The sequence below is a fragment of the Povalibacter sp. genome (genome assembly GCF_036735925.1).
Taxonomy (GTDB): Bacteria; Pseudomonadota; Gammaproteobacteria; order Steroidobacterales; family Steroidobacteraceae; genus Steroidobacter.
The window spans coordinates 16916-40389 of record NZ_DAINNK010000011.1 but is presented as its reverse complement, the minus strand read 5'-3'; the positions used below and the strand labels follow the sequence as shown (position 1 = coordinate 40389).

15 protein-coding genes are annotated in these 23474 nt (G+C 66.5%); 3 read left to right on the top strand and 12 right to left on the bottom strand.

Features of this window, described 5'->3' with window-relative positions; all coding sequences use genetic code 11:
• The first annotated feature begins 69 nt into the window (after window positions 1-69).
• Entirely contained in the window at window positions 70-4578 is a 4509-nt protein-coding gene (locus V7D81_RS05600) for a PAS domain-containing hybrid sensor histidine kinase/response regulator (protein ID WP_324315133.1), read from the top strand.
• A gap of 96 nt (window positions 4579-4674) precedes the next feature.
• Here V7D81_RS05600 and V7D81_RS05595 read toward each other — a convergent pair whose 3' ends face one another.
• From V7D81_RS05595 to V7D81_RS05555, 9 genes are all read right to left on the bottom strand, one after another.
• Window positions 4675-5643, bottom strand: a complete 969-nt coding sequence (locus V7D81_RS05595; protein ID WP_324315131.1) for a diguanylate cyclase — start codon at window positions 5641-5643, stop codon at window positions 4675-4677.
• A gap of 250 nt (window positions 5644-5893) precedes the next feature.
• Window positions 5894-6778 (bottom strand): DUF4097 family beta strand repeat-containing protein, encoded by an 885-nt coding sequence (locus V7D81_RS05590; RefSeq protein ID WP_324315129.1) that lies wholly within the window; start codon window positions 6776-6778, stop codon window positions 5894-5896.
• Window positions 6775-7362 carry a hypothetical protein gene (locus tag V7D81_RS05585; protein ID WP_324315128.1) on the bottom strand — a complete coding sequence of 196 codons (588 nt, stop codon included), beginning with the start codon at window positions 7360-7362 and terminating at the stop codon, window positions 6775-6777. Before V7D81_RS05585 ends, V7D81_RS05590 begins: the two co-directional genes overlap by 4 nt.
• Window positions 7359-7949, bottom strand: coding sequence for an RNA polymerase sigma factor (locus V7D81_RS05580; protein WP_324315127.1), 591 nt, complete (start codon window positions 7947-7949; stop codon window positions 7359-7361). Before V7D81_RS05580 ends, V7D81_RS05585 begins: the two co-directional genes overlap by 4 nt.
• A gap of 194 nt (window positions 7950-8143) precedes the next feature.
• Entirely contained in the window at window positions 8144-9319 is a 1176-nt protein-coding gene (locus V7D81_RS05575; protein ID WP_324315125.1) for an EAL domain-containing response regulator, read from the bottom strand.
• Window positions 9312-11699, bottom strand: coding sequence for a PAS domain S-box protein (locus V7D81_RS05570; protein ID WP_324315124.1), 2388 nt, complete (start codon window positions 11697-11699; stop codon window positions 9312-9314). The genes V7D81_RS05575 and V7D81_RS05570 overlap by 8 nt, the downstream gene beginning before the upstream one ends.
• A 48-nt stretch (window positions 11700-11747) precedes the next feature.
• Window positions 11748-12473, bottom strand: coding sequence for a response regulator transcription factor (locus tag V7D81_RS05565; RefSeq protein ID WP_324315122.1), 726 nt, complete (start codon window positions 12471-12473; stop codon window positions 11748-11750).
• Window positions 12474-12559: 86 nt separating this feature from the next.
• Window positions 12560-14017, bottom strand: coding sequence for a PAS domain-containing sensor histidine kinase (locus tag V7D81_RS05560; protein ID WP_324315120.1), 1458 nt, complete (start codon window positions 14015-14017; stop codon window positions 12560-12562).
• 299 nt (window positions 14018-14316) lie between these two features.
• Complete coding sequence (locus tag V7D81_RS05555; RefSeq protein ID WP_324315118.1) at window positions 14317-14976, bottom strand: response regulator transcription factor; 660 nt, start codon at window positions 14974-14976, stop codon at window positions 14317-14319.
• Window positions 14977-15177: 201 nt separating this feature from the next.
• Between V7D81_RS05555 and V7D81_RS05550 the strand changes: the two genes are divergently transcribed.
• Window positions 15178-16656, top strand: a complete 1479-nt coding sequence (locus V7D81_RS05550) for a hybrid sensor histidine kinase/response regulator (protein ID WP_324315116.1) — start codon at window positions 15178-15180, stop codon at window positions 16654-16656.
• Window positions 16657-16773: 117 nt separating this feature from the next.
• Here the strand turns inward: V7D81_RS05550 and V7D81_RS05545 are convergent, their stop codons facing one another.
• The 3 genes from V7D81_RS05545 to uxaC form a co-directional block, all read right to left on the bottom strand.
• Window positions 16774-17973, bottom strand: coding sequence for an EAL domain-containing response regulator (locus tag V7D81_RS05545; RefSeq protein ID WP_324315115.1), 1200 nt, complete (start codon window positions 17971-17973; stop codon window positions 16774-16776).
• Entirely contained in the window at window positions 17960-20665 is a 2706-nt protein-coding gene (locus tag V7D81_RS05540) for a hybrid sensor histidine kinase/response regulator (protein WP_324315114.1), read from the bottom strand. Before V7D81_RS05540 ends, V7D81_RS05545 begins: the two co-directional genes overlap by 14 nt.
• 279 nt (window positions 20666-20944) lie before the next feature.
• Window positions 20945-22357: a glucuronate isomerase gene (gene uxaC / locus V7D81_RS05535; RefSeq protein WP_324315112.1), complete on the bottom strand. Its 1413-nt coding sequence runs from the start codon at window positions 22355-22357 to the stop codon at window positions 20945-20947.
• 67 nt (window positions 22358-22424) lie between these two features.
• On the opposite strand from uxaC, the gene V7D81_RS05530 reads away from it, so the two are divergent.
• Window positions 22425-23441, top strand: a complete 1017-nt coding sequence (locus V7D81_RS05530) for a sugar kinase (RefSeq protein WP_324315110.1) — start codon at window positions 22425-22427, stop codon at window positions 23439-23441.
• Window positions 23442-23474 lie beyond the last annotated feature (33 nt).

Below are 23474 nucleotides of genomic sequence, written 5' to 3'. Positions count from 1 at the left end.
GCGCGCGGCCGATTCTAGCAGGGGTGCGCGACACGCCTGTGCAGCGGCCCGCCGGAGCATCGCGCCGTGATGGTCCTGCTGTCGGTCATCGCAGGCGCCCTCGGCGGCTTTCTGCTGGCACGCTTCGCCCCGGTCCGGCTGCGCCGTACGACGCACCCGCCGGTCCTGCGTCCGGGGCCGCAGGGACACGCTGAACTGCTCGAACGGCTCCGGCTGTCGTCGCAGACCGCGGGGTTCGCCACCTGGGCGATGGATGTCGACCGCAGTGCGCTGTCCGCCGACGAACACCTGTGGTCGCTGTTCCGCATTCCGCCGACGCCGCATCCGCGCGATCTGCTGCTGCGCGTGCACGAAGCGGATCGCACCGCGGTGTTCGAGACGATCGAGTCGGCGGCGCGCGATCCGCAAGGCGGCGTGTACTGCGTGCACTATCGCATCACCTGCGGCGACGGTGCCGAACGTCACATGGAAACGCACGTGCGCGCCCTTCGCGATGCGCACGGCGCGGGCCCGACGCGCCTGCTCGGCGTCGCGCGCGATGTCACGGACGAAACACTGCGCGCGCGACAGTTGCAGGAGCATGCGGATCATCTGCAACGGGTGATCGAACGGTTCAACGCCTCCATCGAGACCGCCGGCTTCTCGCCGTGGGAAATCGATCCGCGCACGGAGAAATTCATCTGGGCGGAAAACCGCATCGCGGCCTTCGGCCTGGCCGACGTGCCGCTGGAAGACTACGGCGACGCGCTGAGCCGCATGATGCATCCGCAGGATCTCGAAGAGATGCGGGACGCGGGCCGGCGCGCCATCGCGGAGAAGCTGCCGAGCTATTCCTATCGCTATCGCCTGATGCGCCCCGATGGGCTGGTGCGATACATGCAGTCGCACGTGCGCATCGTGCGCGACGCCGATGGCCAGGCGATGCGCCTGCTCGGTTCGACCACGGACATCACCAACGAGGTCCAGACCAACGATCTGCTGCAACGTCAGGCCGAACAGGAACGCACGCTGCTCGACCGGCTCAACATCGCGACCCAGGCCGCCGGCATCAGTTCCTGGGAAATCGACCTGGAGCAGCAGCGCTTCCTGTGGCGCGAAAACACGCTCGAAGGCGTGCCGATGCCCGAGGACGATTCGCTCGAGGCGTTCGGCCGCGTGCTGCATCCGGACGATCGCGGCGTCTTCCTGGCGGCGCTGAAGCAGGCGTTCCGCAGCCACGGCGACCGTCTCTCGTACCGCTATCGCGCGGTGGCGGCGGACGGCCGCATCATCCACGCACAGGCGAATGCGCGCCTGATCCGCAACGAGGCCGACCGCGTGACGCGCCTGCTCGGCGTCACCTGGGACGTCACCAAGGAAGTCGAGGCGGCACAGCAGCTCAAGGAACAGGCCGAACACGAGCGCACGCTGCTCGACCGGCTGAGCATCGCCACGCAGGTCGCCAACATCAGCTCCTGGCAGCTCGACCTGCACAAGCGCGAATTCATGTGGGTCGAGAATCCCATCCACGCGATGCGGCCCGACGATCCTGCCGCCATGACGGTGGGCGCATTGCTCGAAGCGATCCATCCCGACGATCGCGAAAGCACCGTCAATGCGATCCAGGAGAGCATGGCCGCCGGCACCGACCGCGTGTCGTATCGCTATCGCGCGCTGCCGTCGTCCGGGCGCATGGTGCACGTGCAGAACTACGCCAAGCTCATCTTCGATGAAAAGGGCCAGCCCGCGAGCCTGCTCGGCGCGTCGTGGGACGTCACGCGCGAAGTGGAAGCAGCGCAGACCCTCGAACAGCAGGCGCGCCTGCTGCGCGACGCCGAACGCCGGCTGGAGCGCGCCTCGCTGTCGAGTTCCGAAGGCCACTGGGAATCGGTGCTCGGCAGCGGCAGCGTCTGGGCGTCGTCCAGCTACCACGCGCTGCTCGGCTATCCCGATGGCGGGCTGCCCACGACTCTCGAAGAGTTCCAGAACCGCATCGAGCACCCCGACGACGTCGCCGTGAGCCGCAAGGCGCTGGAGCGCCACGCGGCCGACGGCACGCCCTTCGTATTCGAACATCGCTTGCGCACGGCCGCCGGCGAATATCGCTGGATCCGCACCCGCGGCAGCGTCGAACGCGATGCGCAGGGCAACGCGGTGAGCATGTCGGGATCGATCCAGGACATCCACGAACAGAAGCTGGCGGAGGATGCCCTGCGGCAGGCCCAGGCGCGTTTCGAGCGCGCCATCGCCGGTACGCAGGACGGCCTGTGGGAAGCCGATGCCGATGGCACGGCCTGGTCGTCGCCGCGGCTCGCGCGGCTGCTCGGCTATCCGGAAAACGATCTGCCGACCGACGTCAATTTCCTGCGCGACCGGCTGCATCCCGACGATGTCGCGACCGCCACGGCCGCGACGCTCGCGCACATGGAACACGACCAGCCCTACGACATGGAAATCCGCCTGCGCATGTGCGATGGCGCGTACCGCTGGTTCCGCGCCCGCGGCACGGCGGAGCGCGATGACGGCGGTCGCGCCCTGCGCGTCTCCGGTTCGCTGCAGGACGTGACCGACGCGCGCGAAGCGCGCGAGGAACTGCTGCGCGCCACGCAGGCGGCCGAAGCGGCCAACCGCGCCAAGAGCGAATTCCTGGCCAACGTCAGCCACGAGATCCGCACGCCGATGAACGGCATCATCGGCATGACCGGCCTGCTGCTGGAAACCGCGCTCGACCGCACGCAGCGCGACTACGCCGGAACCATCCGCGGCAGCGCCGATTCGCTGCTGATCGTCATCAACGACATTCTCGACTTCTCCAAGATCGAGGCCGGCAAGCTCGACATCGAAGCGCTCGAAATGGATCTGCGCGCCAACGTCGAGGACGTCGGCGGCGTCATGGCCTTCCAGGCCGCGGCGCGCAATCTGGAACTCGTCGTGCACGTGCATCCGCAGGTGCCGGCGCGCCTCATCGGCGATCCGCAGCGGCTGCGCCAGTGCCTGATCAACCTGGTCGGCAATGCCGTCAAGTTCACGCCGACGGGCGAGATCGTCATCGAAGTCAGTCTCGCCGGGCGGCGCGACGGCAAGGCGCTGGTGCAGTTCGAAGTGCGCGACACCGGCATCGGTATCGCGCCGGAAAAACTCAAGTCGCTGTTCCAGCCGTTCGTGCAGGCCGACTCCTCCACCACGCGACACTTCGGCGGCACCGGCCTCGGCCTGTCGATCGTGCGACGCCTGGTGGAGATGATGGGCGGCGAGGTCGGCGTCGAGAGCGAACCGGGCGCGGGCTCGGTGTTCTGGTTCGTCCTGCCGATGGAGCCCGCCGCGCAGCAGACGATGACGGTGCCGCTCGATCTCACGCGGCTCGGCCGACGCATCCTCGTGGTCGACGATCAGGAAACCAATCGCCGCGTGCTGGGCGGCCAGCTGCTGCACGCGGGCTACGAAGCCAGCCTCGCCGGCAGCGGCGAGGAAGCGCTGCGGCTCATGCGCATCGCGCTCAACGACGGCCATCCGTTCGAAGTCGTGATCGTCGACAACCGCATGCAGGACATGGACGGCGCCGCGCTCGGCCAGCGCATCAACAAGGATCCGGAACTGTCGCAGGCGCGCGTGATCGTGCTGACGTCGCTCGACCGCCACGGCGACATGCAGCGCTTCGCGTCGCTGGGTTTCGCCGGCTACCTCACCAAACCGATCCGCGCGCGCGAGCTGTTCGAATGTCTCGACAAGGTGCTGTCGCGCGATGCGAAGGAATGGCATCTGCAGAGCCAGCCGATCGTCACACGCGGCTCGCTCTCCGGCTCGGAAAGCGGCCGGCGCTATCACGGCAACGTGCTGCTGGTGGAGGACAACGCGGTCAACCAGAAGGTCGCGGTGCGCTTCCTGGAGCGCATGGGCTGCAAGGTGCGCGTGGCCGACAACGGCGCCGAAGGCGTCAAGGCCTGGCAGGAAGGCCGCTTCGACATCGTGCTGATGGATCTGCAGATGCCGGTCATGGACGGTCTCACCGCGACGCGCCGCATCCGCGAACTCGAGCGCGGACAGTCGGCGCGCACGACGCCGATCGTCGCCCTCACCGCGAATGCGATGTCAGGCCAGCTCGAACGCTGTCTCGAAGCGGGGATGAACGACTTCCTCACCAAGCCGCTGGAGATCGCGCGGCTGCACGAGACGCTGGATCGTTACGGCCTGGGCTCCGCGGCGGAGACCGCGCCCGCGAGCGTCGCACCGGCCTCCGTCGAGAACGTGCCCGTCGAACTCGCCCGGCTGCACGAACTGACGGCCGGCGACTGGGAGTTCGCGCATGAACTGGCGAGCACGTTCATTGCGAGCGGCGAGCAGGTGCTGAAGGAAATCCATGCGGCACTCGCGAGCCTCGATCGGCCCGCGCTGGCGCGCGCCGCGCACAAGCTCAAGGGCGCGAGCGCCAACATCTATGCCGAGACGCTGCGTGCACTGTCGGCCGAACTCGAGACGAACGGTCCCGGCCTGGATCAGCCGCGGCTCAGGGACCTCGTGCTCGGCGTGGATCTCGAATTCCAGCGCGCTGCGCAGTTCCTGCATGCGCAGGTGGACGGGGCGGTGCAGAAGGCGGGGTGATCCTGTAGGTCAGGCTGCAGGTCAGGCTGTAGGTCAGGCTTCAGCCTGACTCCTTAGAGAGGCCGGCTGAAGCCGGCCCCACAGGCAGAGGCAGCGCTAATCCATCGCCTCGACCGTCACCCGGTTCCTGCCATTCGCCTTGCTGGCATAGATGCCGGCGTCGCAGCGCGCGATGAGCGCATCGAGCGTGGCGCCCTGCTGGGCAACGGCCTGCCAGCCGCTGACGCCGAAGCTCGCAGTGACTTCGACCGTCTCGCCCGAGGGCAGCAGGCAACGCTCCGAGGCGATGTACTGCCGCAGGTTCTCCGCAGCGGAGGCGGCGTTGCGGACGTTCGTCTCCGGCAGCACCACGACGAATTCCTCGCCGCCGTAGCGCGCGACCCAGTCGGCCGAGCGCACGTGCTTCTGCAGCTTGGCGACGAACCAGCGCAGCACTTCGTCGCCCGCGAGATGGCCGTGCGTGTCGTTGATGCGCTTGAAGTGGTCGACGTCGCACATGACCACGGAGAGTTCGCGCCCGTAGCGCGCGGAGCGATCGATCTCGCGCGGCAGCTGTTCCATCAGGTAGCGACGGTTGTACGCACCGGTCAGCGGATCGGTGATGGAGATGCGCCGGTTCTCTTCGTTCGCGGCACGCAGCGAACGCTCCAGCGTCACGATGCGCTTGCCGGTGTTGAGCCGCGCGATCAGCTCGGGCTCGATCACGGGCTTGGTCAGATAGTCGTCGGCGCCGGCCTGCAGTCCTGCCACCACGTTCTCGATGGAATCGCGGGCCGTGAGCAGGATCGTGTAGGTATAACTCTGAGTCTCGGACTTGCGCAGCGCGCGGCACAGCGCGATGCCATCCATTTCCGGCATTTCCCAGTCGGTGATCATCAACTGGAAATCGCCCGAGCCGAGCTTGGCGACGGCCTCCACGCCGTTGCCGGCCGTCTCGACTTCGTACCCGGCCCGCTTCAGCAGGCGCGCCACGATCAGTCGCTGCGTGGGCTCGTCATCGACGAGCAGGATGCGCCAGACGGCCGCAGACGTTGCAGCGTCGTTTGTTTTCGTGGGCTCGGACATTGCCTGCCCGATCGTAACTGTCCGGGCAGGCACAGAGGAAGAGGTTTCACACGGAGATCACGGAGAGCACGGAGTTCAGAACAAGGAAAAAGAAGAATTTCCACGGGGGACACGGGGAACACGGGGTCTTGAGAGAAAGAAGTTTTCTGTCCCCGTGCTCCCCGTGTTCCCCTTCCTCCCCCGTGGAAATTCTTCTTTCTTGATCTCTGGCTCCGTGTTCTCCGTGCTCTCCGTGTGAACCCTCTTCCTCTTACCTGCAGATCTCCACGCCGCCATTGAGCGTCTTCACGCGCACGCGGGCGCTGCCGTTGCCTTCCTTGAATCGCAGGGCATTGCCCGGGGCGAATTCGCGGGTGCGGACCGACTTCGGGCCGAAGCAGTTGTCGATTTCGCCATTGAAGGTTTCGATGTCGAACTCCGCATTCACCGGGGACTGCAGCAGGAACGACAGATCGCCGTTGATGGCTTCGGCTTCGAGCGTGGCGTCGGCGGCGAGTGCGGCGTGCAGACGCAGTTCGCCGTTGGTGGTCTGGATGCGGCCGCGGGCGAGCGTCGCCATGCGCACGTCCATGTCGCCGGTGACGGTTTCGAGCGTCAGCTCGCCGGCGAGGTTGTCGAGATTCACGTCGCCGCTGACCGTGTTCACGGCCATGCGGCCCGGGGTCTTGCGGCCGGCGACCGTGACTTCGCCGCTGATGGTCTTGATGCGGACTTCCTCCTGCCACGCCTGCGTGCTGATGGAACCGCTGACGGCCTGCAGGCGCTGCGCGCCGCGCACATCGGCGATCGTCTGGTCGGCGCTCACGGTCTTGACGATGAGCGTGCTGTCGCGCGGCACTTCGACGATGAGATCGGAACCGGAGCTGCTGCGCCCGCTGCGCACGATGACGTTGATGGACGTGCGGCCCTTGCTGCTGCCGACATCGAGCCGCTCGGTGCCGTCGCCGAGGTCGGCATGCACCTGCACTTCCGCGCGGTCCCAGCCACGCACCTGGACCTCGCCGGCCACGTTCACGATCTCCACTTCGCCGCGGGCATCCGCCGGCACGGTGCGCTCCACCGTATCGGCCTGCGCTATTGCGCTGAGCGTGAGCAGCGCGGCGATCACGCTGAGGATTCTTCTCGTCGACTTCATAGACGCGTCTCGCTCGGGGATGACGTCAGGACCGGTACGTTCATGTCGGTGACGCTGCCGAGCAGCGCCAGTTCGCTTTGATACGTGGACAGCAGCAGTTCCTGCAGCAGCGGATGGCTGGGATGCTCGGCGAGCGTGGCCGAGATCTCGCTCGCCGCACGACGCAGGTCCGCCAGATTGCGTTCGAGCTTCGCACGCGTCACCGGCGGCAGCGTCGCGACCTGGCGCTGGAACTCTGCGTCCAGCGCCGCGCGCGCCTGCAGGTATTCCGCACCCAGCGCCTGCTGCGCAAAGCTCGCCGGCATCGCCGGCACGACCGGCTGATGCATTTCAGTCGCACGCTGGGCCTGCAGCACGTTCTCCTGCACGATCTGGCGCGTGATCACGTAGGTCGTCAGCGACGAGGCGATCACCAGCACGACGCCGGCGGCCAGGCGCATCCACAAAGCGGACGACGGGCGACGGACGACGGGCGACGGGCCGGCGATTTCCGCCTCGATGCCCGCCCACAGATCGCGCGTCGGCGCGACCTCGCGCGGCAAGGCCTCGAGTGCGACATCGAGAGGATCACGACGAGAGTTCATGACTCCAGCTCCTGCAATCCCATCCGTTCGCGCAACAGGTGACGACCGCGATGCAGCTGCGCCTTGCAGGTTCCGACCGCGATCCCGAGCATGTCCGCGACTTCCTCATGGCTGTAACCGTAGATCGCCTGCAACACCATCACGTTCCGCGCGCCTTCGGGCAATCCCGCCAGCGCGCGCTCCACATCCATCACCTCGCCGGCATCGACGTCGCCGCTGCCATCACGGGCGACATCCACCGCCGCATCGACATCGATGTCGGCGTCGTTCGCCTCCGTGCGGGTCCCGTGATTACGGGCGTAGGTGAGCACCTCGTTCACGGCGATGCGGTGCAGCCAGGTGCCGAAGGCGCTGCGCCCCTCGAAGGCCGCGAGATTGCGCCACGCCCGGATGAAGGTCTGCTGCACGCAATCTTCGGCCACGTCGCGCCGACGCGCCATGCGCAGGCACAGACCCATGACCCGCCCCGAATGCAGGCGATACAGGCGTTCGAATGCACGCATGTCGCCGCGACGCGCAGCCTCGACCAGCGTCGCATCGGAAATCATGGAGCGATCAGCATTCACCAGCGAAATTGTCGTCTCCACCGATTGCCGGATACAGCGTGGTCGGGAGATTGGATGCGGGGGGCGGGGGGAAGGTTGGAAGGAGAGCTACTACTGGCTACAGGCTACAGGCGACAGGCGACAGACCAGAATCACATTGGCGCCGCCGATCCCCGGACGGTCGGTATAGGTGACAATCCGTTCTCTGGCCTGTCGCCTGTAGCCTGTAGCCTCTTTCAGTTCCCTTGACTCTCATTCCACACCCTCACCCGCTCCTGCAAATCCTCGCCCGGCATCGGCCGGCCGATGTAGTAGCCCTGGGCGCGGTCGCAGCCGACGGAGTCGAGGAATGCCAGCACTTCCGGCGTTTCGACGCCTTCGGCGCAGGCGGTGAGGCGGAGTTTGTGGGCCAGCAGGATCATGGTTTCCACCATGGTGCGGGCGTCTTCGTGGGCGAAGATGTCGCGCACGAACGAGGTGTCGATCTTCAGTTCGCTGAAGGGCATCAGGTACAGCTGCTTCAGCGAGGAATAGCCGGTACCGAAGTCGTCGATGGACAGGCCGAAGTTCTTCACGCGCATGCGCGTCAGCACGTCCATGGTCGTGCCGGGATCGAACATCGCGGCGCTTTCGGTCACTTCGAAAATGATGCGGCGCGAATCGGCGCCGATCTGCGCAGCCATGCGCGCCACGTGGTCAGGGAAGGCCAGATCATTGAGCAGTTGCGGCGACAGGTTGACCGCCACCGACAACTGCAATCCCGCCGTGGACCAGGCGCGGCTCTGCGCCAGCGATATTTCCAGCACCTGCTCGGTGAGTCGACGGATCAGGCCATGACGTTCGGCGAGCGGAATGAAGCGCGCCGGCGAGACGAAGCCGAGCGTCGGATGCTCCCAGCGCGCCAGCGCTTCGACGCCTTCGACGATCCAGCGACCCGGCGCGACGCGCGTGGCCTTGGGCTGGTAGTGCACGGCGATCTGGCGCTGATCGAGCGCTGCCGTCAACGCGGCAATCGTGACGGGCGTTTCCGCCTGCAGGCAGCGGCGCAGCGTCGCTTCGAGATCGGCGAGCATGATCGGCTTCTGCAACGCACCGAGCATCGCCAGGCCCTGGGCGCGACCGAGCTGCTGCGCCGTCGCGAGCACGCGTTGATCCATGCCGCTCGCCACGAGCACGTGCGCCTTGCTGCCGCGCTCGCCGAGATAGCGCAGCAGTTCGATGCCGTCGGCGCCGGGCATCTGCAGGTCGAGCACGACCACGGACGGCTGGAATTCCTGCACGGCGCGCCGGAACGCATCCGGTTCGGTCACCGCGAGCGCTTCGAATCCCATCGCCGAAGCCGCTTCGGAAATGAATTCGCACAGATCGGGCTGGTCGTCGATGACGAGCAGTCTGTTGGCAAGTTCAGGCAACGCGCGCCTCCCGGTCCAGCACATGGCGCACGCGCAAGGCCAGTTCTTCGTTTCTGTAGGGTTTGTGCAGCACGTCCGCGGCGGAGATGCCGCCGCTCAGCACGGCGCTGTCGGCATAGCCGGTCGTGAACAGGACTTCGATGCCGGGCCGCAGTTCGCGCGCGCGGCGCGCCAGCTCCGGTCCCAGCGTGCCGCCGGGCATCATGATGTCGGTGAACAGCAGATCGACATGGTCCGTGCCGTTCAGGATCTGCAGCGCGCGTTCCGCATTCGCCGCCGCGAGCGCGCGATAGCCGAACTGCGTCAGCGCGGTGACGACGGTTTCGCGCAGGTCGGCGTCGTCCTCGACGACGAGGATGGTTTCGTGGCCCTTCGGCGCGAAGCGCGTGACGATGGTGTCCTCGCGCACGGAATTCTCTTCGCGACAGCGCGGCAACAGCAGCTGCACGGTCGTGCCCTTGCCGACTTCGCTGCTGATCGTGGCGACGCCGCCGGCCTGCTCGGCGAAACCGTGCACCATCGCAAGCCCCAGGCCGCTGCCGCGACCCGATTCCTTGGTGGTGAAGAACGGCTCGAACACGCGCGTCAGCACTTCCGGTTCGATGCCGACACCGTTGTCCGTCACGCTCACCGACACGTATTCGCCCGGCTCGACCTGCGGATGCTCGCGCGTGAAGTCGGCATCGAGCCGCACGTTCTGCGTGCGCACCGTGAGCCGTCCGCCGCCGACCATCGCATCGCGCGCATTGATGGCGAGATTGAGGATGGCGTTCTCGAACTGGCCCGCGTCGACGCGCGTGTGCCACAGATCGTGCGCCTGCACCATGCGCACCTCGATCGATTCGCCCAGCGTGCGCTGCATGAGATCGGCGAGGCCGGTGAGCTGGCGATTCAGATCGACCACGTTCGGATCGAGCATCTGGCGTCGTGCCAGCGCCAGCAGACGGCGCGTGAGATCGGCGCCGCGCATGGCGGCACGCATCGCGGTGTGCACCTTGCGGGCGAGATTCGGATTGTCGTCGACGCCGCGTTCGAGCAGCTGCAGGTTGCCGAGCACGACACCGAGCAGATTGTTGAAGTCGTGCGCGATGCCGCCGGTCAGCTGGCCGATCGCTTCCATCTTCTGCGCCTGCAGCAGGCGCGCTTCCAGACGCTTGATCTCGGTGAGGTCGTAACCGATGACGAAGAAGCCGCGCACCGCGCCGGATGCGCCATCGGTGCGCGGTTCCAACTCGGGAACGAAATGGATCTGCCAGTCGCGCGTGCGTCCGCTGCGCGTGGTGCTGTGCTTGAGCGCGCCGGCGGCGCCGCGCAGCGCCGAGTCGACGTGACCGGCGATGAGGGCGAACTCTTCCGGCGAATAGAACGCGCTGAGTGCGCGGCCGACACAGTCGGCACGCGTGAGGCCGGCGAACTCTTCGACCGCCTTGTTGACGTAGGTGACGACCTGGTTGCGGTCGACGTACAGCACCAGCGTCGGAATGGCGTTGAGCGTGAGTTCGTAGAAATCGCGGGTTTCCGCCACCTGCTGCTCGGCGATGACGCGATCGGTGACGTCCTGGATGACGCCGTGCAGGCGCACGGTCTCGCCGCCGCGCCGGTCGGCCTTGATGATGAGACGCACCCAGATGTGCCGGCCGCGGGCGCTGGTCAGCGGCAGCTGCAGGGTCGAAGTGACGCCGCTCACGCGCGCCTGTTCGAGCGCGGTCTGCAGCTGGGCGCGGTACGGTTCGGCGAAAAACGACTGGCACATCTCCAGCGTCAGCAGCGTGCCGGCGACCAGGTCGTGGATGGCGTAGACGGCGTCGGTCCAGAAGATGCGTTCGGTGACGAGGTCGTATTCCCAGCCGCCGACCAGTGCGGTGGTCTGCATGTCGCTCAGCAGGGCGTCCAGCCGCACGCGCTCGCTGACGTCGCGAAAGGCCAGCACCATGCCGCCAGGCCCGCGATGGGGCGTGATGGGAACGACGCGGTATTCGACCGGACGGCGCTTGCCGTCCTTGCGCTTGAGCACCGCGCCCATGCCGGTCATGAGATCGGTGGTGGCGCCGCGGCGGATGACGCGGCTGGCGCGTTCTTCGGAATCGTTGATCAGCGTGCGGAAGTTGAGGCCGATCAGTTCGTCGCTGCTTTCGTAGCCGAGCAGGCGGGCCGCGGCCGGATTGGCGTAGCGGACCCGGTCGGCGCTGTCGATTTCCAGCACGCCTTCGCCGGACGCTTCGACGATGGCGTTGTCGCGCCGCTGCGCGGCGGAGGTGAAGACCAGGTCCTGGCGCAGATTCTGTACCCGCCGCCGCAGGAACCAGACGGCCCAGGCGGCGGGTACGGCGACGATCAGGGCAGTCGCGATGATCCCTGCAATGACATTCGGCTCAGACAATGTGGGCAGAAAGTTCACGCGATCCCGTGAGTGCCGATCCTCGCGGGATCATGCCTTCGGACCGGGCTCCCTGCCTGCGTACCAGTTCACGGCATATTGCATAAGCTGTGCGGAGGTCCGCAGCGACAGCTTGCGCTTGATGCGCTGGCGATGCGATTCGACCGTTTTCACACTCAGGTTCAGGGCTTCGGCGGTCTGTCGGGTCGACAGGCCCTTGCCGATCATGTGCAGCACCTGCAGTTCGCGATTGGTGAGACTGTCGATCGGGTTGGCCGAGATGTAGGCGCCGCCCGAGGCGAACTTCTCGATCATGCTGTTGCCGACGGCTTCGGAGACGTAGATGCCGCCTTCGAGCACGCGACGCAGCGCGACCAGGAACTGGTCGGAAGCGGCCTGCTTCATGATGTAGCCGTTGGCGCCGGCCGAGAGCATGCGCTCGGCATAGATCGCCTCGTCGTGCATCGACAGCACCAGCAGCGGCAGCGCCGGGTAGTGCGCGCGCGCATCCTTGACGAGTTCCAGGCCGTCGCCCTGCTTCAGCGACACGTCGACGATGACGGCATCGGGTTCGAGTTCGCGGATCAGCGATTTCGCTTCGCGCGCGGTTTCGCTCTCGCCGCACACTTCGAGATCCGACTCCGCCTCGATCAGGCGACGCAGTCCCTGACGCACGATGGGATGATCGTCCACGATCAGGACGCGACGCTTGCGATCCTTCGGCACGCTGGTCAGCGGCTTGTGGACACTCTTCAACAGGGTAGGCCCAAGACTCATTGCAATCACTCCTTCAAAAGCGCGGCAGCAGGCAATGCTGCGTCGCAGCCGAGAAAACCGAATCGCTCAACTCATTACAAAGGTGGTCAGCCCCGGACCCGCGCGCCTGGAATCCTGCGGACGCGGACGTTGCCGACCTCGAGCGGGCATTCACAGACCACCCGCGTGCCGCGCGGTTCCGCGGCTTCGAAACTCACATCGCCGCCGAGAATGCGCGCGCGATAACACATGATCTTCAGACCCATGCCGGTCGCATCCATTGCGCCTGCCGGCATGCCGACGCCGTCGTCGGTGATCGCCAGTTTCACCTTAGCGCGCACCGTGTTCAGGTGCAGTCGTATTGACCGCGCCTGTCCGTGGCGGACCGCATTGCGCACCGCCTCCTGGGCGATGCGGTACAGGTGGTTCGCCAGCTCCGCATTCAGCGTCCGGTTGGCGCCCAGACGATGAGTAAAGACGGTGGGCACGCCGTAAAGTTCGCTCGCGTGCATCGCGAGCCCTTCCAGCGCGTCCTGCAATCCACCGCGTTCCAGGTTCACCGGCGACAGTCCGCGCGCCAGTGCGCGCGTGCTCTCGATGGCGTTGTTCACCAGCCGCGTGATGCCTTCGATCTCGGGCAGGATCGGTGGATATTCCGTCGCGACCCGGCCGGCGAGACCGCGCATCATCAGCGCGACACCCGTCAGTTCCTGTCCGAGACCATCGTGCAGATCGTTGCCGATGCGGTACTGCTCGCGGTTCGCCGCTTCCAGCATCGCGCGCTCCAGCAGCTTGCGCTCGGTCACGTCCTGCACGACCAGCAGGCTGTGATTGCGCCCGGCAATCTCGAAGCCCGACAGCACGCCTGCGGCCGAGAAGTGCCGGCCGTCGCGCCGTTTCGCGTCGAACTCCACCGCCATCGACCCCGTCCCCGCCAGCGCCAGCATCTGCCAGCGTTCGCGCTGGCCCACCGGCCAGCCGGCGAGCGAATTCATTTCGCGGCCGCGCAGTTCGTCGCGGCCGTAACCGAACATGGCATCGAACGCCGGGTTGGTCAGACCCACGACACCGTGCTCGTCGATCACCGCCACACCTTCGAGCATCGACTCGATCATGCGGGCCTGCGTGGCAATGGCCCGCGCGGCCTTCACCTGTTCGGTGCGCTCCGTGGCGTTCAGCGTCAGGCCGATCAGGGCGTCGTCGCTGCGCAGGGCGCTGATGCGCACGTCGTAGTAGCGCATCTCGCCGTCGGTCTCCGCCTCGCCGCAGTAGGCATCGTCGTTGCCCGTCGCCAGGCAGCGATGCATCGCACCGAGCGCCCGTTCGCGCACGTGCTCCGGCAGGTACTCCGTGACGTGCCTGCCTTCCATGCCTTCGGCCGTGAACCCGCCGGTGCCGCGGCTCGCGAAGTGCGTGATCAGATCGCAATCCACCACGACCACCAGCGCCGACAGCGGCGTCAGCACCGGGCGCATGGCGCGGGCGGCATCCCGCAGCCGCAGCAGGGCGTCGCCCGGACCGTCGGTGCGTGTCTTTCCCGTAGCTGCTGAGACGCTTGCCGTCACCGTCATCTCGACCGGAATCCAACGAACGCAGGCGCCCGTGCCGCGCCATCGCAGCAGGACCCCTGATGTAATCAACCCAAGCCGGCACAGCCACTTAGGCTGCATTCGACCGGCGCAAATGGTGTTGCAGCGGAGGATTAGGGGATATCAGCCAATCCCCTAATGTCTGGGGTGGCACGACCGTCTTTGCGAAAAAGCACGAAGGGTTCTCGAAAATGGGAGGCGGGCAGCTTCGGAAAGATTTTCTTGTTTATTCGCCAGTAACCACGGGATTTCCGTGGCTCTTCGTCAAGTTTCAGCTATTCACCGCGATTCGCCACCCACTGCGTGGCATAGCGGATCAGTTCGCCGGTCGAGCGCAGATTGAGCTTTTCCCGCATGTGCCTGCGATGGGCGTCGACGGTCTTCATCGACAGGTTGAGCTGCTGGGAAATCTCGCGGGTGCTGATGCCCGCGCCGATCAGCTTGAACACCTCCAGCTCGCGGTCGGTGAGGGCCGAGACGGGATCTTCGTCCGCGCCCGGCACCCTTCCGCGGGCCACCTGGCTCAGCAGGCGTTCGCCCATCGCACTGCTGACGTGCTTCTGGCCCCGCGCCACCTTGCGCAGCGCGCCCAGGAAATCGGTCCCTGCGACGTTCTTCATGACATAACCGCTGACGCCCAGCCGCAGCAGCCGTTCGGCGTAGAGCGCCTCTTCCTGCATCGACAGCACCAGCACGCGCACGTCGGGATGGTTCTCGCGGATCCACTTCACCAGTTCGACGCCGTCATCGGCGCCGAGCGCGAGGTCCACCACGGCGACGTCGGGTTCGCTGCCATCGATGGACGTGCGCGCTTCGCCCGCCGACGATGCCTCGGCGATCAGTTCGAAGTCCGGCTGGCCGGCCAGCAGCTGCTTGAGCCCTTCGCGCACGAAGGGATGGTCGTCGACAATGGCTACTCTCGTCTGGTCCGTCATGGGCGCCCTGCCTGTGCTGTGTACGGCAACCAAAGCCGCCGCGCGGTGAATCGCGATTCTTCCAGCCCCGTTTTGTACGCCCCTGGCCCGTCATTGCGCCAGCCGGGAGCAATCCCCATTTTCCACGGTCTTCGCATAGTGCTAGCTTTGCCGATCAGCGGGTGTCCTGCCCCGCAAGACTGCGGAACAGCAGCGCCACGCATGAAAAAGGAACTCCCCGCCACCCTGCGCTTCGTCCTGCTCGAGGACAATGCCAACGACGCCGAACTGATCCAGCTGGAACTGGCGCGCAACGGCGTCCAGGTCGACTGGACGCATGTCGCATCGAAGCAGGCGTTTCTCGATGCCCTGCGGGACGACGCGAAGCCGCCCGACCTGATCCTGGCCGATTACACGCTGCCGGGATTCGACGGGCTGGCCGCCCTGAAGCTGGTGCTGGAATGGCGACCCGATGTGCCGTTCATTTTCGTCTCCGGCTCGCTCGGCGAGGAACGCGCGATCGAAGCCCTGAAGAGCGGCGCCACCGACTACGTGTTGAAGGACCGCCTGCAGCGACTGCCGGCCGTCGTGAACCGCGCACTGACCGAGGCGCGCGAACGTCGCGAACGGCGTCAGGCCGAAGTGGCCCTGGAAGAACAGCGGCTGCTGCTCGGCACGCTCATCGACAGCCTGCCGGAAATCGTCTACGCCGTGGACACGCAGAGCCGGCTGACCGTCGTCAATCGCGCGCTGCTCGACACGCTGCGCAAGAAGCGCGAAGCGGTGATCGGCCGGCGCCTGTCGGAAGTGTGGCCCGAGGAAACCATCGTCGAGATCGAAACGCAGGCCGAGAGCATTTTCCGCACCGGCCGCACGCTGACCGACCAGGAGCGCGCGTGGATCACGCCCGACGGCGCGGTGCGCTGGTTCACGTTCACGCAGGTGCCGCTGCGCGACCACAACACCGTGGTCGGGCTGGTCTGCACGGTGCGCGAGATCACCAACCAGAAGGCGCTCGAACAGGAAATTCTGGAGATCTCGAACCGCGAGCAGCGCCGCCTCGGCAGCGACCTGCACGACGGTCTCGGCCAGGAACTGACCGGCCTGTCGCTGCTGCTCAAGGGCCTGGAAATGCAGCTCGCGCGCGAGGCGCAGCAGTATTCGTCGCAGGTCACCAAGATCAGCGACCTGCTGGCGCATGCGATCCAGAGCACGCGCTCGCTGGCACGCGGTCTCGCGCCGGTGAATCTCGAACGCGGCGGCCTGCCGGAGGCGCTGAAGCATCTCGCCGTGCGCTGCACCGACCTGTACAGCCTCGAATGCAGTTTCACCAGCGGCGCGCAGAAACTGCCGGAGCTCGAAGAAGGCGCCGCGACGCATCTGTATCGCATCGCGCAGGAAGCCACGACCAACGCCGCGCGCTACGCCCGCGCCACCACCGTTGCCATCGACCTGCGCGCCACGGGCCGCAAGCTGCAGCTGTCCATCGCCGACAACGGCATCGGCCTGTCCGCCGGCCTCGCCCAGGGGCGCCCCGGCATGGGCCTGAAGATCATGGAATACCGCGCCCGCATGCTCGGCGGCACGATCAGCTTCGAAGAACCGGGTCAGGGAACGCGGATCGTGTTGTCCGCGCCGCTGCACCTGTTGCGCAGGGCGAAGGAAAGCAGCGGGAAGGACAAATTGCGGAGGGTGATCTGACCGGAGACAGGCTACGGGCTACAGGCGACAGGCAGACCAAGCCGCGGACGCCATGCATTCTGGCCTGTCGCCTGTAGCCTGTAGCCTGTAGCCTGTCGCCTGTAGCCTGTAGCCCGCCTACTTCTTCCTCACCACCGGCACCAACGTCTGCTCCCCCCCATTCCACACGTTGATGAACGATTCCATTTCGCTCGCCGGCATCGCCGGTGCAATGAATTCGCCCTGCAGCGCATCGCAGCCGGCCTGGTCGAGCATTTCGAAGACCGGTGAGGTTTCGACGCCTTCGGCACAGACGCTGAGCGAGAGGTTGTGGGCGAGGTCGATGATGGCGCGTACGACCGTCGCGGCGGCGCGGCCGGTGGGGATTTCGGAAATCAGCAGGCGGTCGATCTTCACTTCGCTGAACGGCATCTTGTAGAGCTGGGTCAGCGACGAGGTGCCGATGCCGAAGTCGTCGAGCGACAGGCCGACGCCGCGCACGCGCAGGCGCGTGAAGATGTCCATCACCAGATCCGGATCGTCGAGCGAGGCGGCTTCGGTGACTTCGAGCGTGAGCTGTTCGGCGGTCGCGTCGAATTCGCGCAGCAAGAGGCCGAGACGGTCGGGGAATTCCAGATCCTGCACCAGGCGCGGCGAGAGATTCACGGCGGCGCCGAGTTCCAGTCCGCGCGTGCGCCAGTGGCCGATCTGGCGGATCGCATCCGTCAGCACGAAATCGGTAACGCCGACGATCAGGCCCGAACGCTCCGCCAGCGGCAGGAATTCGCCCGGCGGCAGCAGGCCCAGCGTCGGATGCCGCCAGCGCACCAGCGCTTCGGCGGTTTTCACCTGCCAGTCATTGTTCGTGCGCACCACTTTCGGCTGGTAGTGCACGACGAGTTCGTGTTCTTCGATCGCGCGCTGCAGGTCCGCGACGGTGATGCGTTCGGTCGGTTCGAGATGCCGCGACAGCAGCGATTCGATCTCTTCGATCATCGCCGGCTTCTGCAGCGTGCCGAGCATCTTGAGGCCAAGCTGGTCGCCGAGCTGGCGTGCGCTGACCAGCACGCGCTGATCCATGCCGCTCGCCAGCAGGATGCCGGCCGTCGTGCCGATGCGGCCGAGATAGCGCAGCGCCTCGACGCCGTCCATGCCGGGCATCTGCAGATCGAGCAGGATCAGGGCGGGCTGGCGCGATGCGAGCTGCTCGCGGAACCCTTCCTCGGTGCTCGCCGTGATCACATCGCAACCGACGCCGGCGCCGACCTGCTCGATCAGGTCGAGGAAATCGACTTCGTCATCGACGGCCAGCAACAGATTGCGTTCATGCCGGGGCACTACTCTTCTCCTCTTTCTCATCGAGTATGGCGCGCACGTAGCGCGCGAGGTCCTCGACGCGATACGGCTTCGTCAGCAGCTGCAGGGATCCATCGAGCATCTGCCGGCTCAGAATCGAACTCTCGCTGAAGGCCGACGTCATCAGCACCTTCAGATCGGGACGCCGTTCACGCAATTTCTCCACCAGCAGCGGCCCCGGCAATCCCCCGGGCAGCATGACGTCGGAGAACACCAGCGCGATGTCGGTGTGTTGCATGAACCTGTCCAGCGCCTGGTAGCCGTTGCCGGCCTCCAGGACACGGTAGCCGAGGCTACTCAGGATATCGACCGCCGTCGTCCGGACTTCAGGGTTATCTTCGACAACGAGAATCGTTTCCCATCCCGGCGACAGTTCGCCGGCCGGGGCGGCCTCCCGCGGCGCCGCAACGCTCTGGCCGGGGGCGCGGGGCAGGTACAGTTGCACCGTCGTGCCCTTGCCCACCGTGCTGTCGACGCGCAGTTCGCCGCCGGACTGGCGCACGAAGCCGTACACCATCGGCAGGCCCAGGCCGCTGCCCTTGCCGACGTCCTTGGTGGTGAAAAACGGCTCGAAGGCGCGCTTCAGCGTATCGGGCGCCATGCCGGTGCCGGTGTCGACCACTTCGAGCACCGCGTAGTCGCCCGGCTTCACCTTCATTTCGCGGGCGCCGCCGGCCTCGATGGCCGCGCCGGTCACCGTTTCGTTGTGCGTCCGGATGATGATCGCGCCGCCGCCGGGCATGGCGTCGCGCGCATTGATGACCAGATTCAGCACCGCGTTCTCGAGCTGGCCGGGATCGATCTTCACCGGCCACACCGTGGGCGCCGTGACGAGACGGATTTCGATGTCGCCGGTCATCGAGCGGCGCAGCAGTTCGTACATGCCGCCGATCAGCGTGCCGAGATCGACGACGCGCGGTTCGAGCACCTGCTGACGCGCGAAGGCGAGCAGCCGGCGGGTCAGATCCGCGCCGCGTATGGCCGCCTTCATCGACGTCTCCGCCTGCCGCAGCAGGCGCGGCTGTTCGCGCAGGCCGCGCGCCAGCAGCTGCATGTTGCCGATGATGACGGCGAGCAGGTTGTTGAAGTCGTGCGCGATGCCGCCGGTCAGGCGGCCGACGGCCTCCATCTTCTGGCTCTGGCGCAGTTCCGCTTCGAGCTGCTTTTTCTCGGTGACGTCGCGCGCCGCCACGAAGCAGCCGAGCACCTGCCCCGCCTCGTCGAAATGCGGCAGGAAGATGCCTTCCATGTCGACGGGCTGGCCGTTCTTGCCGCGCAGCTGGCCATGGGCCTCGACGGTGCGTCCGGTCAGGGCTTCGCGAAATCTCGCGCCGACCGCGTCGTAACGGCGCTCGCCGATGACGTCGCGCACGGCATGGCCGCGCGTCGAGGCGAGCGAACGACGGAAGAACTGCTGGAAGGGGCGGTTCGCGTAGACGAGTTTCTCGTCGTGATCGACGTAGGCGACGTACAGCGGCAGCGAGTCGAGAATCGTGCCGTAGAAATTCTGGCTGCGACCGAGTGCCGCCTCGGCTTCGATCTGCGCCGTGACGTCGCTGATCGATCCCGACAGCCGCAGCGGCCGGCCCGCCGCATCGCGCGCCGCCTGGCCGCGCATGCGACACCACAGCGCCGTGCCGCTGCGGGTCACGACGCGACAGCGCACGTCGAGCGGCGACTGGTTCTCCAGATGCCGGCGGATCTTGTGCAGCACCAGCGCGCGATCGTCCGGATGCAGCACGTTCTGGAAGGCACTGAACGTGTCCGGAAAATCCTCCTCGCCGTAGCCGACGATTTCGCGGAAACGATCGGCGTACCAGACATGGCCCGTGTGCAGGTTCCAGTCGTACAGGCCGTCCGACGTACCGCGCACCGCGCGTTCCCAGCGCTCCTGGACTTCGTCCGCGCGATCGGCGTCGACGCGCCGCGGCGAGATGTCCTGCAGCACGCCGATCATGCGCAGCGCATTGCCCTTGGCATCGCGCTGCACGACGTCGGCGCGGGCGCTGAACCACTTGCGCTTGCCCGAGGGCAGCGCGAGTTCGTATTCGCCCTCGAAGTGCGCGATCGAACCGCGGAAATGCTGCTCGAAGCGGTCGAGCACATCGAGGCGATCCAGCGGCAGCAGCAGCCGGTCGTGCAGCTCGCGACGCTGCAACAGTTCGGCCGGATCGATGCCGAGCGTGTGACGCCATTGATCGTTGTAGTAGACCTCGTCGCGCTCGACGTTCCATTCCCACATCGACAGCGCGCTGCCGTCCATCGCGACCTGCAGCCGCGCTTCGCTGGTGCGCAGCGATTCGCGCAGGCGCACGAGTCGCGACAGATCCTCGACGATGACGAGCAGATGCGTCGTCGCGAACGGCTGGAGCGAAATGCGCGCGGACAGCGTTGCCGCGTCGCCGGCTTCGATCTGCAGTTCGGTTGCATGCGCTTTCGCAGCGGCGATCGCCTCGCGCAGCTGCTGCACCCGGATCGCATCGTTGTGCTCGCCGAGCATGAACAGCGGGCTGCGTCCGCGGCAGGCCGCAGCGTCCCGCCCGGTCAGCGCGGCGAAGGCGGGATTGGCGTGAACGATGGTCCGCTCGAATCCGGCCGCATTCACCAGCAATGCGGCATGCGGCAGGGCATCGAGCGTCGCGATGCAACCCGGCAGCGAATCGACCGCCGTCATGCCCACGCCACCTCGTCGAGGTGCACGCACCTCGGGGAATGGATGAATGACATAGGCCGGCGAGTCCACATAAGGACGTGCAGCATGGCGGGAATCCGCGGAAAAAACTGTGGACTGGCGCTGCCCGGGAACGAATTGCGGGAATGGCCGAATGCGCGGCGTCCGCAGAAAGGGAGACCGGCTTCACAAGTCGTCGCTCTTCCTGTGGGGCCGGCTTTAGCCGGCCTCTTGGGAGTCAGGCTGAAGCCTGACCTACAGGAAGAACAGCAGGGGTGAAAGCTAGAGACGGTAGGCCCGCTTCGGCAGGCGATAGGCGAGATCGACGACGACTTCGGCTGCGTCGTCCTCGTCGAGGCGATGTTCGGCGACGAGGCGCGACAACCACACGCAATCCATGCGGCGCGCGAGATCGTGACGCGCGGGAATCGACAGGAAGGCACGCGTGTCGTCGTTGAAACCGACGGTGTTGTAGAAGCCCGCGGTTTCGGTGGTGTACTCGCGGAAGCGCAGCATGCCTTCGGGACTGTCATGGAACCACCAGGCCGGGCCGAGTTTCAGCACCGGGTAGTGGCCGGCGAGCGGCGCCAGTTCGCGGCTGTAAGTGGTTTCATCGAGCGTGAACAGGATGACCGTGAGCTGCGGCTCGTTGCCGTAGCGATCGAGCAGCGGCTTGAGCGCACGCACGTACTCGGTGGGATGCGGCACGTCCGCGCCTTTGTCCCGGCCGAACGTATCGAACACCCAGCGGTTGTGATTGCGGAAGGCGCCGGGATGGATCTGCATCACGAGGCCATCGTCGAGGCTCATGCGCGCCATCTCGACCAGCATGGCCGCGCGGAACAGCTCGGCGTCGGCGGCGCTGAAATTGCCGGTGGTCACGCGCATGAACAGCCGTTCGGCTTCGCTCGTCGACAGATCGGCCGTCGCCGCCGTGATGTGGCCGTGATCGGTCGACGTGGCCCCGGCCGCCGCGAAATCCGCGCGACGCCTGCGATGCGCCTCGAGATAGCCATTCCACGAATACGTGTCTTCGCCCGTGATTTCGCCGAAGCGATCGAGCGCATGGCGAAACGACTCGTGTTCGGGATCGATCACCGCATCCGGGCGATAGGCCGTGATCACGCGACCGCGCCAGCCGCTGCGCGCGATTTCGTGATGATGTTCGAGCGTGTCGACCGGCGATTCGGTGGTCGCAATGACTTCGATGTTGAAGCGTTCGAACAGCGCGCGCGGCCGGAAGTCCGGCGTGGCGAGCTTCGCGCCGATCGCATCGAAGTAGTGATCGGCGGTCGACGCATCGAGGCGCCGGTCGAAGCCGAACACTTTGGCGAACACATAGTCGAGCCACAGCGCTGACGGCGTGCCGCGGAACAGATGCTGATTGCTCGCGAACAGTCGCCAGGCCGCGCGCGGGTCGGCCCGCGACGGACCTTCGCGGCTCGGCACACCCAGATCGGACAGCGCGATGCCCTGGCTGTAGAGCATCCGGTACAGGTAGTGATCCGGCGCGAGCAGCAGTTCGGTGGCGTTCGGGAAGGCCTCATTGCGCGAGAACCATTGCGGATCGGTATGGCCGTGCGGACTGAGGATCGGCAGGTCGCGCACGAGTCCATACAGGCGGCGTGCGATGGCACGCGCCGACGGGTCGGCCGGAAACAGCCGGTCCTCATGAAGTTGCAGTGGTCGGGTCATGGTTTGCTGCAGTGCGGGCGAATTACGCCGCATCGTCCCACCCGCATTTCAGGGTAATTTCGCGACCATGACCAGATCCATCCTGTGCTTCGGCGAAGTTCTGCTGCGACTGTCGGCACCCGGCAAGCAGTTGCTGCTGCAGACCGGCGGACTCGAAGCGCACGTCGGCGGGGCGGAAGCCAATGTCGCGGTGTCGCTGAGCCGGCTCGGTCATCGCACGGCCGTGGCCACGAGCCTGCCCGACAATGCGCTGGGCCAGGCCTGCATCGGCGAACTGCGCCGGCACGGCGTCGACACGTCCGCCGTGAAATTCGGCGACGGTCGCCTGGGCCTGTATTTCCTGACGCACGGCGCGGGGCAACGTCCGGCGGAAGTGCTCTACGACCGCGCGCAGTCCGCCTTCGCCATCGCGCCGGCGGACACGCACGACTGGAACGCGCTGCTGCAGGACACGCAGTGGCTGCACGTATCCGGCATCACCCCGGCCGTGAGTGCGGCCGGCGCGGACGCTGCGCTGCGCGCCATGCAGGCGGCGCGCGCCATGAACGTGAACGTGTCGTTCGACTGCAATTTCCGCGCGAAACTCTGGGGGGCGCGCGCGCCGCAGGCACCGGAGATTCTCGGCGAGCTGTGCCGGCACGCCGACCTGATCTTCGGCGACGACCGCGATCTCGCCTTCATACTGGGCTTCGATGCAGGCGATGTGTCCGCGATGGAAAAGCGCCGCAGGGCCGCGGCCGTCGCGTTCGAGACCTTCCGTTCGCTGCGCTGGATCGCCTACACCGAGCGCACGCGTCACAGCGTCGATTCGCAGCAGCTCGCCGGTACGTTGCACACAGCGAACGAAGTGTTCACCACGCGCCCCTATCCGCTGCAGGGCATCGTCGATCGCATCGGCGCGGGCGATGCATTCGCCGCGGGCATCCTGCACGGACTGATCCGCGGTATGACGCCACAGGCCACGGTCGATTTCGCCACCGCGGCGGGCTGCCTGAAACACACCGTCCCCGGCGACTTCAATCTGCTCGGCGCCGCCGACATCGAGCTGTTCCTTTCCGACGTGCAGACCGACGTACGACGCTGAAAAAATTCGTCCCGGGCGACGAGTTCGGGCCGC